The sequence below is a fragment of the Lysinibacillus agricola genome (assembly GCF_016638705.1).
Classification (GTDB): Bacteria; Bacillota; Bacilli; order Bacillales_A; family Planococcaceae; genus Lysinibacillus; species Lysinibacillus agricola.
The window spans coordinates 351,815-367,888 of record NZ_CP067341.1; the positions used below are offsets into that span (position 1 = coordinate 351,815).

At 33.3% G+C, this 16,074-nt stretch carries 18 protein-coding genes and 1 pseudogene; 11 read left to right on the plus strand and 8 right to left on the minus strand.

What is annotated here, in order from left to right:
- Positions 1 to 169: 169 nt before the first annotated feature.
- Together FJQ98_RS01700 and FJQ98_RS01705 are read left to right on the plus strand one after the other, a co-directional pair.
- On the plus strand, positions 170 to 808 hold the full coding sequence (locus FJQ98_RS01700) for a LysE family translocator (RefSeq protein WP_053595863.1): 639 nt from the start codon (positions 170 to 172) through the stop codon (positions 806 to 808).
- Positions 809 to 1,057: 249 nt separating this feature from the next.
- Positions 1,058 to 1,363 carry a hypothetical protein gene (locus FJQ98_RS01705; protein ID WP_053595862.1) on the plus strand — a complete coding sequence of 102 codons (306 nt, stop codon included), beginning with the start codon at positions 1,058 to 1,060 and terminating at the stop codon, positions 1,361 to 1,363.
- Between the two features lie 664 nt (positions 1,364 to 2,027).
- Here the strand turns inward: FJQ98_RS01705 and FJQ98_RS01710 are convergent.
- Together FJQ98_RS01710 and FJQ98_RS01715 are read right to left on the minus strand one after the other, a co-directional pair.
- On the minus strand, positions 2,028 to 2,795 hold the full coding sequence (locus FJQ98_RS01710; protein WP_053595861.1) for a MerR family transcriptional regulator: 768 nt from the start codon (positions 2,793 to 2,795) through the stop codon (positions 2,028 to 2,030).
- A gap of 357 nt (positions 2,796 to 3,152) precedes the next feature.
- Positions 3,153 to 4,466, minus strand: a complete 1,314-nt coding sequence (locus FJQ98_RS01715; RefSeq protein ID WP_053595860.1) for a short-chain fatty acid transporter — start codon at positions 4,464 to 4,466, stop codon at positions 3,153 to 3,155.
- Between the two features lie 308 nt (positions 4,467 to 4,774).
- Between FJQ98_RS01715 and FJQ98_RS01720 the strand changes: the two genes are divergently transcribed.
- From FJQ98_RS01720 to ytxJ, 5 genes are all read left to right on the plus strand, one after another.
- Positions 4,775 to 5,653: a LysR family transcriptional regulator gene (locus tag FJQ98_RS01720; protein WP_053595859.1), complete on the plus strand. Its 879-nt coding sequence runs from the start codon at positions 4,775 to 4,777 to the stop codon at positions 5,651 to 5,653.
- A gap of 119 nt (positions 5,654 to 5,772) precedes the next feature.
- Positions 5,773 to 6,480, plus strand: coding sequence for a CoA transferase subunit A (locus FJQ98_RS01725; protein ID WP_053595858.1), 708 nt, complete (start codon positions 5,773 to 5,775; stop codon positions 6,478 to 6,480).
- The gene (locus FJQ98_RS01730) at positions 6,480 to 7,121 is read left to right on the plus strand and encodes a 3-oxoacid CoA-transferase subunit B (RefSeq protein ID WP_053595857.1); all 642 of its coding nucleotides are present in this window, start codon (positions 6,480 to 6,482) and stop codon (positions 7,119 to 7,121) included. Before FJQ98_RS01725 ends, FJQ98_RS01730 begins: the two co-directional genes overlap by 1 nt.
- Positions 7,122 to 7,402: 281 nt before the next feature.
- A complete protein-coding gene (locus FJQ98_RS01735) occupies positions 7,403 to 7,816 on the plus strand; it encodes a VOC family protein (protein ID WP_053595856.1) in 414 nt (137 codons plus the stop codon).
- A 109-nt stretch (positions 7,817 to 7,925) separates the two neighbouring features.
- On the plus strand, positions 7,926 to 8,252 hold the full coding sequence (gene ytxJ / locus FJQ98_RS01740; protein WP_053595855.1) for a bacillithiol system redox-active protein YtxJ: 327 nt from the start codon (positions 7,926 to 7,928) through the stop codon (positions 8,250 to 8,252).
- Positions 8,253 to 8,318: 66 nt separating this feature from the next.
- Here the strand turns inward: ytxJ and FJQ98_RS01745 are convergent, their stop codons facing one another.
- Together FJQ98_RS01745 and FJQ98_RS01750 are read right to left on the minus strand one after the other, a co-directional pair.
- A complete protein-coding gene (locus FJQ98_RS01745; protein WP_053595854.1) occupies positions 8,319 to 8,774 on the minus strand; it encodes a hypothetical protein in 456 nt (151 codons plus the stop codon).
- Between the two features lie 81 nt (positions 8,775 to 8,855).
- Positions 8,856 to 9,401: a LemA family protein gene (locus FJQ98_RS01750; RefSeq protein WP_053595853.1), complete on the minus strand. Its 546-nt coding sequence runs from the start codon at positions 9,399 to 9,401 to the stop codon at positions 8,856 to 8,858.
- A gap of 137 nt (positions 9,402 to 9,538) precedes the next feature.
- Between FJQ98_RS01750 and FJQ98_RS01755 the strand changes: the two genes are divergently transcribed.
- Both FJQ98_RS01755 and FJQ98_RS01760 read left to right on the plus strand, forming a co-directional pair.
- Positions 9,539 to 10,312: a helix-turn-helix domain-containing protein gene (locus FJQ98_RS01755; RefSeq protein ID WP_053595852.1), complete on the plus strand. Its 774-nt coding sequence runs from the start codon at positions 9,539 to 9,541 to the stop codon at positions 10,310 to 10,312.
- Positions 10,313 to 10,376: 64 nt separating this feature from the next.
- Positions 10,377 to 10,796, plus strand: a complete 420-nt coding sequence (locus tag FJQ98_RS01760; protein ID WP_053595851.1) for a VOC family protein — start codon at positions 10,377 to 10,379, stop codon at positions 10,794 to 10,796.
- A gap of 256 nt (positions 10,797 to 11,052) precedes the next feature.
- Here FJQ98_RS01760 and FJQ98_RS01765 read toward each other — a convergent pair whose 3' ends face one another.
- Together FJQ98_RS01765 and FJQ98_RS01770 are read right to left on the minus strand one after the other, a co-directional pair.
- On the minus strand, positions 11,053 to 11,562 hold the full coding sequence (locus FJQ98_RS01765) for a CamS family sex pheromone protein (RefSeq protein ID WP_241774602.1): 510 nt from the start codon (positions 11,560 to 11,562) through the stop codon (positions 11,053 to 11,055).
- 164 nt (positions 11,563 to 11,726) lie between these two features.
- A complete protein-coding gene (locus FJQ98_RS01770) occupies positions 11,727 to 12,338 on the minus strand; it encodes a hypothetical protein (RefSeq protein ID WP_053595850.1) in 612 nt (203 codons plus the stop codon).
- A 419-nt stretch (positions 12,339 to 12,757) separates the two neighbouring features.
- On the opposite strand from FJQ98_RS01770, the gene FJQ98_RS01775 reads away from it, so the two are divergent.
- On the plus strand, positions 12,758 to 13,939 hold the full coding sequence (locus FJQ98_RS01775) for a NupC/NupG family nucleoside CNT transporter (protein WP_053595849.1): 1,182 nt from the start codon (positions 12,758 to 12,760) through the stop codon (positions 13,937 to 13,939).
- Between the two features lie 219 nt (positions 13,940 to 14,158).
- Here FJQ98_RS01775 and FJQ98_RS01780 read toward each other — a convergent pair whose 3' ends face one another.
- A complete protein-coding gene (locus tag FJQ98_RS01780) occupies positions 14,159 to 14,401 on the minus strand; it encodes a DUF3923 family protein (protein WP_053595887.1) in 243 nt (80 codons plus the stop codon).
- A gap of 638 nt (positions 14,402 to 15,039) precedes the next feature.
- Between FJQ98_RS01780 and FJQ98_RS01785 the strand changes: the two genes are divergently transcribed.
- Entirely contained in the window at positions 15,040 to 15,339 is a 300-nt protein-coding gene (locus FJQ98_RS01785; RefSeq protein ID WP_053595848.1) for a hypothetical protein, read from the plus strand.
- A 332-nt stretch (positions 15,340 to 15,671) separates the two neighbouring features.
- Here the strand turns inward: FJQ98_RS01785 and FJQ98_RS27670 are convergent.
- Positions 15,672 to 15,818 (minus strand): annotated as a pseudogene (locus FJQ98_RS27670) (site-specific integrase); the annotation flags it as partial.
- Positions 15,819 to 16,074: the final 256 nt, after the last annotated feature.

A 16,074-nucleotide genomic window follows, 5' to 3' on the forward strand; every position in this document is an offset into this window, starting at 1 on the left:
ACTCCTTTACAAAAAAAATATAACCCTAAGGTGTTACGATCATATAACACCTTAGGGTTATATGTCAATTATAAATAATTTGGGTAAATCTTCTTTCGCGTCTTTTAGTATAGCTATACATATGCTAATATTATTTTTATAATTTTCTGACGAAAAGGGGGGCGTTAAAATGGTGAACATATCAGTTTTTTTAGTAATGTGTATTTTATTAATTATTTTACCTGGCCCAGATACTGCCATCGCGACAAAAAATACACTTACCGTAAACAGAAAGGGAGGCCTACAGACTTTACTCGGTTCGTGCTGTGGATTATTGATTCATACGTTTGCAGCAGTTATTGGACTCTCCGCGATTATTGTAAAGTCAGCATATGTATTTGCCATTTTAAAATACGTCGGAGCGGTCTATTTATGTTATTTAGGTGTCAAAACATTATGGGCATTACGAGCAATGCGCACGCAGTCTCCTGTTGTGCAAGACGAGACTCAAATTGATCATAAGTATTCGCATCAATCATGCTTTAAGCAAGGTTTCTTAACGAACGTGACAAACCCAAAGGTGGCTGTATTTTTTCTAACATTCTTACCTCAGTTTGTAGATGGCACGAGCGGTACATTTATGCCGTTTCTTATAATGGGGTTAATATATACTGCGTTAACAGGATTTTGGTTTGTATTCTATGTTTACCTGTTGGATAAAATCAGCGCATTTATGAAAAAGCCAACGACGAAGGCTGTTGTCGAAGGATTGACAGGCGCAGTATTAATTGGCTTTGGTATTAAATTGGCATTAGAAAAAGCCCACTAAGATTTTATTAAAAGTCAACCTTTTAACTAAATTCGTTAAAATAATTGGACCTAAATAGAATGTTATACATTTTATTTAGATTTGAAACGGATTTAGTTTTATAAAAAAGATTGATCATTTATAATAAAGTTTGATTAAAAATCCTGTGTTGATATGCAGGATTTTTTTTGTTCAACAAACGGGCCATTTTGCTGAACAAATTATGCTAAAGTTGAAATAATAGTAAGGCAAAAGAAGGGAGATTCTAATATGGATTTAGCTTCGGAAATCGCTCGCACTTTACTACCTCTTGTAATAGTAGGTGGAATTGCGGTATTCGTAATTAAAAGACTGGAACATAAATATAAGAAAGGCTCCTTGGGTAAGAAAAAATCAAAAGGCGCTCAAAATTTATTAGATAGTTTAATACCATTGGGAATGTTGAGTGGTTGTGTTGTTGGTATACTCCTTAGCATATTTTCCCCAATCTCTTTACTTTCTGCAATTCCTTTAGGAGCTGGAATAGGTTTCTTATTTGGATACTTTACTTATGAAATTTATAGCAAAAAAGAATAAAGATTTATAAAGTATACAAAATAAACGTTAATAACGTTCCCAAATGAAAGTTAGGTAACCACTCCTCCCCATTCAATTGAATGGGGGGAGTTTGGGTTGTTTATAATCAGTATGTCCGCAAAAATTTGAAAGAGAAGGGAATGTTTCTTTATGCCGAGACAGAATAATCAAAAAAAAAAATAAAAGACAAAAGGCACCGAGAAAAGTAAAACTCGATGCCTTTTGTCGAAAATCGAGGGCAAATCCCCCTTTTTAACCACAACGTTTTTCACTTTAATTCGTTCTCAAAGCGCTTTCGTAATACTAATAATTTGTTAGCGGAAGAAATGGATTGTTATCTTTAAACACAAGTAGCTCATATTTACTTTCAATATAATTCGGACAAAACTCAAACCAATACAATTTCCAACCTCCTATAACAAGAATTTGTGTTCCCATCCTAATGTTTTTCTTAGTCATTGTAAAAGGTTTAATCTTTTAATAATTTCATTAGAAAAAGTTAACCACAATAAAAATGCACATTACTAAAAAATGAATTAGTAATGTGCATTCTTATTAAATGTGTAACATTGTAAACGAAATATTGTCTGATAAGATTTAATGTACAATTACTTGTACTTAATCTTACAGAGTAAGGCCTTTTTTTTACGAAATCTTTAGAAGTTTAACTATGATCATTGATATCTATCCCTTTTTCATTCCAATAAAATCGCATCGCATGTGCGAGCCACTCATCTTCCTCTGATGAAAGAGGGGACGGGAAGAGCTGGGCATTCTGCTCAAATTCAATATCTTGATCTTTAAGATTTTTCACCAGCTCAATAGTGCCGGGGTACAATTCAAGAGATAGCTCGAAGTACTGCTTTAACAATGATTGAATATGAGGATTACCTGGATCCTGACCATAAGCTGCTTTTAATTCACTGTAAACCTGTGCCATCTTTTTGTTTAGCTCCATATGCTTTTGCTCAGGTATATTAAACATTTCCTCAACCATATCTTTTGGAAAGTAACTTGATAGCCATTCTTTTTGTTCTTCTTCTTTGTGAATATTGTGGATAAGCGTCATAAAGATATTTGCGTTAATAGTGCCTTGCTCATCCATCATAAATAGGGCATGATCCAAAGTCCGAATTACACGATTAAGATGCTCTTTTTTTTGAAGCATCTCTTGCTTTTGAAATTCTAGTGATTCTTTTAAATCCCAATCCTTTAAATGGATTAATTCATGGATTTTTTCCAATGAATAGCCTAGAAATTTAAGTGACACGATCTTTTGTAACTGCATGATATTTTCATTTGAGTAAAACCTTTTGCCAGTTGAAGATGTAAAGGATGGCTTCAATAAATCAATTTCATCATAATAATGCAAAGTTCGTATGGTTAACCCTGTTTTTTTAGCAAACTCGCCAATCGAGTATTGTGTAGACATTGTATGACCTCCTCGTTACTTGTTATCTCCATTGTAAAAGCTAACGTAACGTGAGATGCAAGAGGAAAAATGTATTTTGTAATAAAACATATGCCATGTATATAAGTTGATTGGAGGGGGGGGTGGGCACGCCCAGGAAAGCGCTCAGTCGGAACGGAAATCGACTAACGTTATGGTGATAATCAAAAATTTTAAAAAAATTACCCTTTTGTAAAAATGTCATCTCTAACTTTTGGTGTGATGAACCAATATTTGTCTAAATGATTTAAAGGATCTTTTTAGCCTTTGAAGGGTACAAAAAAACTCCACGAAAATGTTTGTATTGCATTTCGTGAAGTTTAAATACTTTATATTCGGCTAGAAGAAAAGGAAGCCAATGCTAATAATAATGCCCGTAAAGATTAAAATGAATAAACAAAAGCCCATTATATCCCTAGCCTTTAAGCCAGCTATTGCAAGGGCTGGTAGTGCCCAGAACGGTTGAATCATATTCGTCCAAGCATCACCCCACGCGATAGCCATAGCAGTTTTAGCATAGTCGGCACCTAAAGTAGATGCAGCATCTAGCATAATAGGAGCTTGCACCGCCCATTGTCCACCGCCTGATGGAACAAAGAAGTTAACAAGTCCTGCTGAGAAAAATGTGAACAAATAGAAGGTATGTTCATTAGAAATATTAACGAACCATTCTGAGAATACAGCAGCTAAACCAGAAGCGGTCATCATGCCCATAATCCCTGCATAAAACGGAAATTGAAAAACAATGCCTGTTGTTGTTTTAATCGCATCTTGTGCAGCAGCAAGGAAACGCTGTGGTGTCCCGTGAAAAAGGATACCTAACACAATAAAAATCGTATTAATCACATTTAAATCAAGGACAAAACCTTTCGTAATAAAATGATGTAATAAATATACAAGTCCAATAATACCAATTAAAATTGTTAAAATATAACTCCGTTCAGAGCGGCTGGCAAAACTGTTTTCGGGCTTAGGCAACTCTGTTTTTTCTTCCACTAATAAAGCAGGGTCAACCTCAACCGTCTCCTCTTCCTTTGGCATCATCCAACGATTAAACAACGGCAAAGTTAAGACGATAACAATTACTATAAATAAGTTATATGTTGAAAATAGTGTAACATTTGTTGGTATGATACCCATAATGTCAGCAAACTTATGACCTTCAGTCGCAATAGATAATGGAATTGAGCCAGCTAATCCACCATGCCAAATAACAAAGCCTGAATAGGCACTGGCGATTAATAAGCGATAATCTACTTTTTTAACATGACGAGCAATTTCCTTTGCAAAGAGGGCACCAATGACAAGTCCAAATCCCCAGTTAATCCAGCAAGCAATTAATGATACGAATGTAACAATGATAATAGCCATACCTGGTGTTTTTATTTTACTTGCAATGGCTGATAATCCCTTTTTAAAGACAGGACTATTCGCCAAAATGTGACCTGCAGCTAAGACAATCACCATTTGCATTGTAAATTCTAATAAATTCCAAAAGCTACCTCCCCAAAATGTCACCATATCGAGTGGAGAAGAATCTGTTAATGTAACCCCTAATAATAATGTTAATACCGTGAGTATAGTGACAAAAATGTATGGATCAGGTAAATATTTTTCCATGATAGCGTTAGAAATTCTTGTTAGTGTTTTCATGTTAGAAATCCCCTTTCCTTTTCTGCCATCCCTTAATGCTAATTGTACATAGAAAAATGAATATTTAAAGATAAAAACGGAATTAAATACAATAATAGAAACTTAAAGTAGAAATAAAACTCATGGTCATTATTGCGAATATTGCATAATTAAATAGTATTGGAATCACCAGAAAGTCTTTCCGTTATTGTATTTCTCTTAGATATTTTTTAGAAGAAGGATTAGTAGAAAATGAGGAGAATTTATTACTAAATAGTAGTTTTGGGAATATTTTTTATAACAAATTAGAATAAATAGGGGGTATCTACATGGAGTTACGGGACTTAAAAGCATTTATGACTGTTGTTGAACATGGGAGTTTTACAAAGGCAGCTAGTGAATCCTTTGTGTCACAGCCTTCATTAAGCAAAAGTATTAAAAAGTTGGAAGATACTCTTCATGTGGAATTATTAAATCGATCTACACGTAATGTAGAGTTAACAGACGCAGGTAGTATTGTTTATAAACAAGGACAAAAAATAATACGTTCTGTACACGATTTACATATATTACTGGATGATTTATCGAACATCAAAACAGGCTCTATTAAATTAGGGATTCCACCGTTAATTGGCACACTGTTTTTCCCAGAAATTGCGCGAAAGTTTCATAAGCAGTATCCAAAGGTACATTTAGAGCTTGTGGAACGTGGAGCTAAAATGATTGGAACATTAGTAGAAAATGGCGATGTTGATATGGGGATTGTTGTGATACCTACAGATGAAAGGAAATTTTCTGTCCAATCATTTGTGGAAGACCAATTTTTTGTCTTTATTAATGAGTCCCATCCATTAGCTCAGCAAGAACATATTTTATTACAAGATTTAAAAAATGAAACATTCATTATCTTTACAGAGGAATTCACACTGCATGATTATGTGATTAAATCATGTAAAAGCGTAGGATTTACACCAATAATCGGCTATAAAAGCTCTCAATGGGATTTAATAGTGGAGCTAGTATCCTCGAATTTAGGGGTGACACTTTTACCATATTCAATTGCCGCAAAGCAGACGAATAAAAATGTGAAAATTATACCGTTACTTAACTTTGACATGCCATGGCGTTTAGGTGTTATTACGAAGAAGAATACATATCAATCCTTTGCATTAAAGCAGCTACTCAATACAATTCGTTCTGAAGAGTAAGGTAGAAATTGATTTATGCACTTTTAGAATAAATAGTATTCTAATTAATTCCTTTACTTATAAAATGATAGTAAGGTAGAATTTTTCTTAATAAACGAGAAATTTTAGGGGGTTTCGATATGGGGAAGGGGAAAGTGTGGAATTCGTTTGAGGAGGCCATTGCTGATATTAAAGATGGGGATACGTTAGCAGTAGGGGGCTTTGGGCTGTGTGGTATTCCTGAAAAATCAATTGCAGCGTTAGTTCAAAGGGGAACAAAGGACTTAACAGTTGTAAGCAATAACTGCGGTGTGGATGATTGGGGTTTAGGGCTTTTATTAGCAAATAAACAAATCAAAAAAATGATTGCATCCTATGTAGGTGAAAATAAAATTTTCGAGCAGCAATTTTTAAGTGGAGAGCTTGAAGTAGAATTGACACCACAAGGTACGTTGGCAGAGCGTATGCGAGCTGGCGGAGCTGGGATTCCAGGCTTTTACACAGCTACTGGAGTGGGAACACCCATTGCTGAGGGGAAGGAAGTAAAGGTCTTTGATGGGAAGGAATATATTTTAGAAAAAGGAATTGTCGCAGATTTTGCGCTTGTCAAGGCGTGGAAGGCAGACAAGCTAGGTAATTTAGTTTTCAGAAAAACATCACGTAACTTTAATCCACTAGCTGCAATGGCAGGGAAAATTACGATTGTAGAAGTAGAGGAAATCGTTGAAGTCGGAGAGCTAGATCCTGATTATGTTCATACACCTGGAGTGTTCGTGCAACGCGTTTTACTAGGTGGCAATTATGAGAAGCGTATTGAGCGTTTGACGGTAAAAAAGGGGGATGCGTGATGGCTGATACAAGACAAAGAATAGTGAACAGAGCAGTAAAAGAAATACAAAATGGTATGAACGTCAATTTAGGTATTGGTATCCCAACGCTAGTAGCCAATGCAATTCCTTCTGATTATGACGTCCTTTTACAATCAGAAAACGGACTCCTTGGTATTGGGCCATACCCAGCAAAAGACGCGGTCGATCCGGATTTAATTAATGCGGGTAAAGAAACGGTCACTGCAGTTCCGGGTGCCTCTTTCTTTGACAGTGCCGAATCATTTGCCATGATTCGCGGAGGTCATATCGATTTGGCTATTTTAGGTGGCATGGAAGTATCAGAAACGGGTGACCTTGCGAACTGGATGATACCAGGGAAAATGGTGAAAGGTATGGGAGGCGCCATGGACCTTGTAGTCGGAGCGAAAAGAGTAATTGTCGTGATGGAGCATGTCAATAAAAACGGTGAGTCAAAAATTAAAAAACAATGTGAGCTACCGTTAACAGGCAAAGGCGTTGTGCATAGATTAATTACAGACCTAGCTGTTTTCGACTTTACTGAGGAAGGTATGCAGTTAATAGAATTAGCAGAGGGTGTCACTTTAGAAGAAGTAACAGAGAAGACAGCTGCTTCATTTAGCGTAGCTTTAACAATATAAGTTTAATCTTCATTTTGCAAAGGCTTAGTGAAAGTGAAACGTCAGCTATCGATAGAATATGTGATTTTTTAAGGTAATATTGGCGCTTCGCGGGTATTTACGTGGGTTGCGCGGGTATTTGTCTCCAATTCGCGGGTATTCCGACCGACATCGCGGGTATTTTGCTCTCATTCACGGGTATTTCAATCATACATTCAGGGAGGCTAGTATTTTTCAGACCAAAGGCTGTTCTCGGGCTTTGTTTTTTAATTATATAATAATTAAAAAGGAGAAAAATAACTATGAGACAGCAATGGACAGATGAATTACAGGTGGCACAGGTACGTGTTGCTAGGCCAACTGATAGATTAAAGGAAATTGAAAAATTTTATTGTGAAGGTGTAGGGTTAGAAAAAATCGGTTCTTTTACAGGACATCGTGGCTACAATGGTATAATGATTGGCCTTCCAAACGCTAACTACCATTTAGAATTTACAGAGCATATTGAAGGAAGTCCTTGCCCAGCACCAACAAAGGACAATCTACTTGTACTGTATATTCCAAAGCAAGAAACTATACAACATATAGCCAATCGTCTATTGCAAATGGGTTATCCCGAAGTGGAGCCAGAAAATTTATATTGGGCTGAAAAAGGTGTCACAATTGAAGATCCAGATGGCTGGCGACTTGTTTTGATGAATACAGAGGGAATCTAAATATTGTGATTAAGGGTACGAGCTTGCATTATTGTAGGCTCGTATTTTTATGTTAATACCCTATATGGTATATAATAGATGAAAGGATTATAAGTTGGAGGTTCACGGTATGCAACGAATTAAAACGATTGAACAATGGAGAGAAGTTTTACAGCAATCTAAACACAAGCCTTGTCTAATATTAAAATTTAGTATGACATGTATTAGTAGCATTTCTGCATTAAAGGAATTTAAAGCACTAGAAACTAATTTACCTAAGTATTTAGTTATTGTGCAGAAGGATAGGGATATTTCAAATATCATTGAGAAGGAGCTAAAGGTGAAGCATGAATCACCACAGCTTTTAATTTTGAAGGACGAAAAAGGCATTTGGCAAGCAACACATTACAAAATAAAACAAGCGCTTTTGTCTGAAGCAATTAGTATGTATGTTTAGATTGTGGGCGATAAAAAAAGATACCCATTCGTAATACATGAAGGGGTATCTTGCTATTAAAGCTTTCTAATGTCCTATAGAAGCACTTTGATGATAATGAGTGGCAATGGATTCGATGTCTAATTGGGCATAGTTTGACCAGTCAACCTTTCTAAAATCTTCCTCACTAAAATAAATATTTAATAGCTCAGTCATAGTTTTGTCGCCACTTGGTTCCGTTAACGGAGCATACCAATTAATAGCTGGAGTTTTAACACTTTGTAGCTTAGACAGCTCTGCAAATATTTTAGTGGAATCTTTCAACATTTGACTTTTCATACCTTTGTTCACATCTGTATCCTGTATAGAGACTGATACGATACCATTCTTTTCTTCAACAGTGAATTTATTTTTGACGATAGCTCCTACTATATCTTCAACGGAAGTATTTTTATCGACGGCAACTTCCTTTGGAGCGGTATTTTTCCCGCAAGCTGATAATAATAATGTGACTAGTAAAAACAGATAAAATAACTTCTTCAATATAATGACCTCCCTTGTTACTACCATATATGCGCAAAATGGAGGTGAATTATACAAAAAGAAAGAAGGTTATAAATTAAATTAAAAGGTTTTTACAAAAACCTGTTTTTCCGTTGGATCCCAGAGGACAACCCCAGCATTTTCCATTTGTTTTAATAATTGAGTAACATTCTCTCCACCTTTTAGTTCAGGATAGCTTTCTAATGCTTGCTTAAATTCTATTACTGAATGTATTTGAATACTTTGATTGTTTCTTTCTTGAGCAATAGCTGTATGAGCTCCTTTTTCATGTTCTAGATAACCTTGGAAAATTAAATTTGCTTTTTTATACATGCGAATTCGTTTATTTGTAAATATATTGATATTACTTTTAATATTTTCAGCATTATTTTTAAAAAATTCTGTATATTTAATTTTATTAACTACATATTCAATTATAGTTACTATCGCTGCAAATAAAACTGATAATAAAGTGACTAGAGGATGAGTATATTCATCAGCAATCTCATTATATTCAGGTGATAAACTCATTGCGATAACATCGAATATTAAATTTAGTAATAAATAAACAGCTATAAATAGACCTATACTGATAAAAATTTGCTTAATTGTTGTTCTTTTTTCCATAAAAACATCCCTTTTTTATTATTTTAATCAGTTTAAATTATAATATAGATGTTTATTTAAGACTAGTTCAGTTTACATAACCTAAGATTATACCTAGTTGAATAAGCATGATATTATTAAATATAAAAGGGGAAAAAATGAAGACTAAAATGCCCGAAATTCTTTCTTTTATTTCAGAAGAAGCTGTTAATAGAAAAATGACAAGTGAAGAGATTGCAATTCACTTTGGTTACGATAAACATCACTTTAGTCGGAAATTTAAAGAAATAAATGGATTTAGTGTTGTTGAATTGCTTTCCAGTTTAAAAGTTGAAAGGGCAATTAATGAACTTGATGAAGAAAAAAAAATAATCGAATTACAAGAACACTCAGGTTTTGAAAGCAGCGGAAGCTTCACGAACATTTTTAAAAAATATACAGGTAGTTCACCTAAAGAGTATAAAACTGAAATGAATAAAATGTTTTATGATATTAAAAATTTTGAAAATGATGACAAGGGTAAATCGATAGCTTATTTTGAAGAAAAAAACGCATCTTTTTGCACAGTAAATATTGAAGTACCTGATGATTTAAAAAAGGGAATAGTATTTATCGGACTTTTCCATACACTTATACCTAATCATATGCCTATATCTGGGTTAGCTACTAAAAATTTAACAGGGAATATATTGAGAAACATTCCAAGTGGAGACTTTTATTTATTATCTTGTGCTATAAACAGTTCCAATAATATTCTATCTTATTTTAATTTAGGGAATAGTTTAAGAGGAAAAGAAGATGAGAAGCTATCTTTTCCAAAATCTTCTGGAAATAGTTATACTATCAAGCTGAGAGAAGCAATACCAGAAGACCCACCAATATTAGTTAATGTGGGGAAACTTTTAATCTCTCGTTTAAAGAACACAATCTAGAATAATATTATTTGAATAAAAGACTATAAAATAGTTATAAGATGATGAAATGGAGGATGAATAAATGATTAAAACAGGAACACCTTATCTATTCTTTTATGATGAATGTGGCGATGCATTAAATTATTATGTTGATATTTTTGGAGCTGAAATTATAGAAAAATCTACATTTGAAGATGTAGAGTATATGGAAGATGAAAGTCGTAAAGATTGTATTGCTTATGCTAGTTTTAAACTTGGAGAAAGTGTTATTCTTGCAAATGATTTTCTTGAAAAGAAAAATAAAGAGGAATGTTCTACAGGTTCACAGGTTAGCATATGGCTTGAACTTGAAAAGAATGCTGACATAAAACGTCTGGAAGAAAAGATGTTAGCGACTGGATCTAAGAGTATTACAAAACTTGAGGAGACTTTTTGGGACTCATTATATGCTAAAATCGAAGATAAATTTGGGATTATTTGGGAATTGAATGCTCAAAAGTAGAGAATTAGAAAATAGTTAAGTGATCTTATGATAGACATAAACTGATATTATACCAAGCTAAAAAGCTCTCAGAATCGTTCTGAGAGCTTTAAATATTTTATAAGGTAATTTCAGTATTTCTTGTTAAAAATCGTTAGAGTTAACATAAGTCCCATTATACGAAGCGAAGAAGACCTTCTTATTTTGCTATAATTATGAATAAAAAGGTTGTGATTAAGTGCAGATTAAAGTAATGGAATCAACTGAAAATATTAAGTTACTGGTCTTGATCTATAATAGTAATAGTAATAGGAATATAATCAAATAAAATAATATTCAATTTAGTACTAGCCAACTGTAAAAGACCAATCAATTCTGTATCATTTATTAAAGGTACATGAACATCTATTTTTAAATCGATTAAATTCCCGTTTTCATATCGAAGGTTACCAATTATTTTAGTATTTAAATGTTTAAAGCCTTCTTGAATATCTTCTTTGAAAATTAATAATTTACCATAAGTATCTTTGTCTAAACTATTAAGTGACTCGGAAGGGAATGTGTAATTTTTTATATCGATATCATTCCAATTATCTATTGTAACCTCTCCTTCAGGAATAAATGTTTCCGCTAAAAATATTCCTGGAATGATATCATTTTTATTGGACTCTTGATATAAAGTTAAATAGATAGGGACATAAGGCAAACAATAATTTGTTTTATGTGGACTTTGCCATGCAACATAAAGGAAAGTGCTTGTTAGAATTAGGGAGAATTGCTGAGGCACAACAATGTTTTAAAGAAGCATTGGAGTTAAGGGAACTTAAAGGTGATGTATCACTTATTGAATCTACCGAGCAAGCATTAAATTTAACTTCTTTCATCAGGCGTTCAAACACCTGACGAAAGAAGTTAGAGCCTCCGGTGGGAAAAATATACCCCATGCTTTATTTAAAAATCCGTACTCCATGCCTCAGTTTCATTATCATATAAAAAATTTACATATGCATGTTTAACATTCAATTCATGCTGTAAATAATCAATAAAAGATTGAAACATGTCTTCGTTTATTTCTTCTTTTTTGTTATTTAACCGAATATTAAGCGTAGGTGCAGCTTTTGTAGTATACGAAGGTGTAAAGGAAATACTTTCCGGTTCCCCAAATATTTTAGTTATATAACTATAAACTTTTGGTCTTAATTGTTCTATGAATTTTGCTTCTTCTTGAATTATTATATTATCTTCCATTTGTTTCGTATGTTTATTTTCATAAACCTTGAACGTTTTTTGTGTTTCTGTATTTAAAATTACTGCGGCATATTCAAAATCAGGATATTCCTTATCATTATCATAAAGGACATGGGAGATTTCGTATTTCATAGTCGGATATTTCTCTTGTATGTATTGTTCCGCTTGTGAAATTACTTTTTCTTCTTCTTTTCTATCTGGTATCATCGATGCCTTAAAACTAAATAATGAAAAGACTAGCCAGAATATTAGTATTATTACTATTCCTCCAATTGAAAAAATGAATATGCTCCAACTTTTTAGCCACTTATTCATTTTATCACCTCCTATGTTAAGTATATCCAATTATCTTATGGATTCAAATGAACACCAATAATGTAAAGATAATGTAATTTAAAGAAGAAATGATGCAGTATAGGTTAATTAAAATAGGAGAATTCTATTTAGAACTTGTAGTAAACGGAGACCATCATTTATGATGGTCTTTTTTATACGATAATCTTGTAAGCGTATACACTTTTCGCAGAGTTTTTTTCCTTTAACTATTGAATTGCTAGTGAAAACAATGTATAGTGAAGTGATTTGTCTGACGTCTGACCGTCTGCATATTTTCAGATTTAAGATCTATAGCTGTTATTCCAGTTCCAATAATGGAACATAATGAGTGGAAGAAGGATTTGTAGTTTCGGATATCGAACGCAAAAAAATTATCAATATTATTTATGGAGGAACTCATGAGATACTTAATATCCATTTGTGGATTGCTACTTGTTTTTGGTCTGGCTCTGTTGATGAGTAAAAACAAAAAAGAAATAAAATATAAAAACATACTTATTATGTTGATCATCCAATTTTTATTGGCAGCATTACTGCTAAATACGAAGTTTGGTTATGTTCTAATCAAAGGATTTACAAATGTATTTGATCATTTATTGTCTTACGCAAGTACGGGCATAACGTTTGTTTTTGGTGGTTTAGCGAATGAAGGGGAGTATTCCTTCTTCCTAAATGTGTTATTACCAATTGTATTTATATCTGCATTGATAGGGATCTTACAGCATTTTAAAATTCTTCCTTTCGTTATGAAATGGATAGGTTTACTTTTAAGTAAAGTAAATGGCATGGGGAAATTGGAATCATATAATGCTGTTGCTTCTGCAATGGTAGGTCAATCTGAAGTATTTATTACTGTAAAAAAACAATTAGATAAAATTAGTCCACAGCGAATGTATACATTATGCGCATCTGCAATGTCGACCGTTTCTATGTCAGTTGTTGGCGCATATATGACGATGATTGAACCAAAATATGTTGTAACGGCGATTGTGTTGAACTTGTTTGGTGGATTCATTATTGTTTCAATCATTAATCCGTATACAGTAGAAGAAAGCGAAGATATTTTAAAAATTGAAGATGAGCATAAGCAATCTTTCTTCCAAATGCTTGGAGAATATATCATGGATGGCTTTAAAGTAGCCATCATTGTTGGGGCTATGCTGATCGGTTTCGTAGCATTAATGGATTTAATCAATTCACTATTTGATATGATTTTGGGTGTATCCTTCCAAGATATTTTAGGTTATATCTTTGCGCCAATTGCTTTCCTAATGGGTGTACCGTGGGCAGATGCTATTACTGCTGGAGGAATTATGGCAACAAAATTAGTAACGAATGAATTTGTTGCAATGATAAGCCTTGGAGAAGTAGCTAAGTCTATGAGTGCGCATACACTGGCTATTATTTCAGTCTTTCTTGTATCCTTTGCAAACTTTTCATCGATCGGTATTATTGCCGGAGCAGTAAAAGGTTTGAATGAAAGACAAGGGAATGTAGTTGCTCGTTTTGGCTTAAAGTTATTGTATGGTGCCACACTTGTTAGTATCTTAACAGCTACAATTGTTGGTTTGGTTATTTAATTTATAAAAAGTTGATATGTTTTGAACTGCACTCCAATATCTATAGGGTGCAGTTTTTTTATGACTAAAGAGTGTGGTTTTTGCACTTCATGGAGCTAACGGCACAGTTTGGTTAAAGAATAGGAGGGGAGTTAGATAGAACATGGGCACTTTTACATTAGTACATATAAAAAAGTCACTTTATTTAAGTGACTTAGAAATCTACAAAGACCACCGTTGTTAAGATAGTCTTTTTGTTGAAGTATTGGTTGTACCTTTTTTAACAAAATGAATAAAAATGAGTAGTATTAGTTGAAACAGTGCAACAATCAAAAATACAATACCCAAAACAATGAATGAGACCATTCTAACTTCAGGAGTTTGAACTACCCCTGCATAATCAACTTCTCTTACTCCAATAAATATGGCCCCAGCAGCAAAAATGAATAACCATACAATATTTATAGCCCACCATATTTTCATACTCAAAATACATATCTCCTTTCTATTCATAATTGTATTTGGTTTACCACCATAACTTAGGGGAGATCTCTTTTTCAGCGAAGCTTCCAATGTGCCAGATGGGAAAACAGGATGTTGATCACGAAGGAGTCGCCCAGCAGGAACGAAGATCAATGAGCATTCTAAAATCACTACGCTCTTTAATAAATGTCATCTCGACTTTTGGTGATGAATCTTAATGCTCCGATTATTGTTTTTTAATTGTAACACTTTTCCTTTTTACTGGAAACAAACTTTAGACGGTGCTACTTCTCAGCCTTAAGACTGATTCCTATATAATTTACAAAAATAAATGACTAATTGAATAAACAAAAAAGCAGACAACCGATATTAGTAATCTGTTTTGCACGACCTAAAAAATGAGATAACTATTCGTTGGAAAACGGGTATTGTACCTTATCAAACAACGTGAAGTGTTTTTCTATCTGGACAAGAGTGAGTTATCAAGTAAAGTTTATATGAGGTAATATAGAATTAAGGGTGTAAGAAAAATTGGAGGGATAGTAAGTGGAAAAGAATACAGAATACGGTATTGTATCTTTAGCTAAAGATGAAAAGCTAATAATGAAAAGTTTAATTTTTTAGAACGTTATAATCGTATGTTTTCAAAAAATAAAAACAAAGATTTACTTAAAGCACAACTCCCGTTTATTTATAAACACTTTTATTTTAATTTAAATAAAGAAATGGGAGTTTATATGGAGCTATATCCTAATCAAGATAATGAAGGGAAATATAAATACTCAGAGAATAAAAATATTGGTTGGATATTAAAAATTCGTATTCTTAATCATTTACCTGGATATGAAAAAGGGAAAACTGAAGGTTATATAAAAACTATTTTAGATGTAATTGAATTAGATTTTGTAACTTTATATTCCACTGATGTTGATGATTAATAAAACAATTGATTGTGGATTATTTTTAATTGCAAAGAATATGAACCCCATTTTAACCCCAACGTCATTTTGATAAAAAAATCACCCTCCAATAATGGAGAGTGGTTCGTTCAAAAGCCTTGTGGCTGTATGATTAAATTAAAAAGCCGCGTATGCCGTAGTTATTATAGAAAGTTTTAAACCACCACTCCTCAAATGTGGTGATAGCACTGAAATGCAATTGAATGGATTGTAAGGAATATTGATGTATCAATGTTTATTGCGTTCTGTTTTTGTTCGCATATAATATTTTTTAATTGTTTTAAATGAATTTTTGCACACATTAGCACATGCTAGTTTGAATTACTTTTCGAAAACAGCATTTCAAACTTATCAGCTGCTGCACGATCTGCGGATTTTAATGCATGTCCATAAGTATTCATTGTGATTGAAATGTCTGAATGTCCTAAACGCTCGGAAATGATTTTTGCATGCACACCTGGGAGGGGATGCCCAGGTACTCAATTATTTTGAGCCTGAGTATTTTCGGTTTATATTTAAAGCTAAAATTGACATTTTGTGAAGAATATTATTTTAGAGAACGATCAATAAATGAAGATTTCAAGTGTTTAAACACAAAATTTACCAAAAAATTACTTTTGTATCATAAAAGAACCACAGGAGCGCCAAATATTGGCATTAAATTACCATTGAATTGGAAGTAATGGAAATGATAGGATGTATGTACTCGAGGGA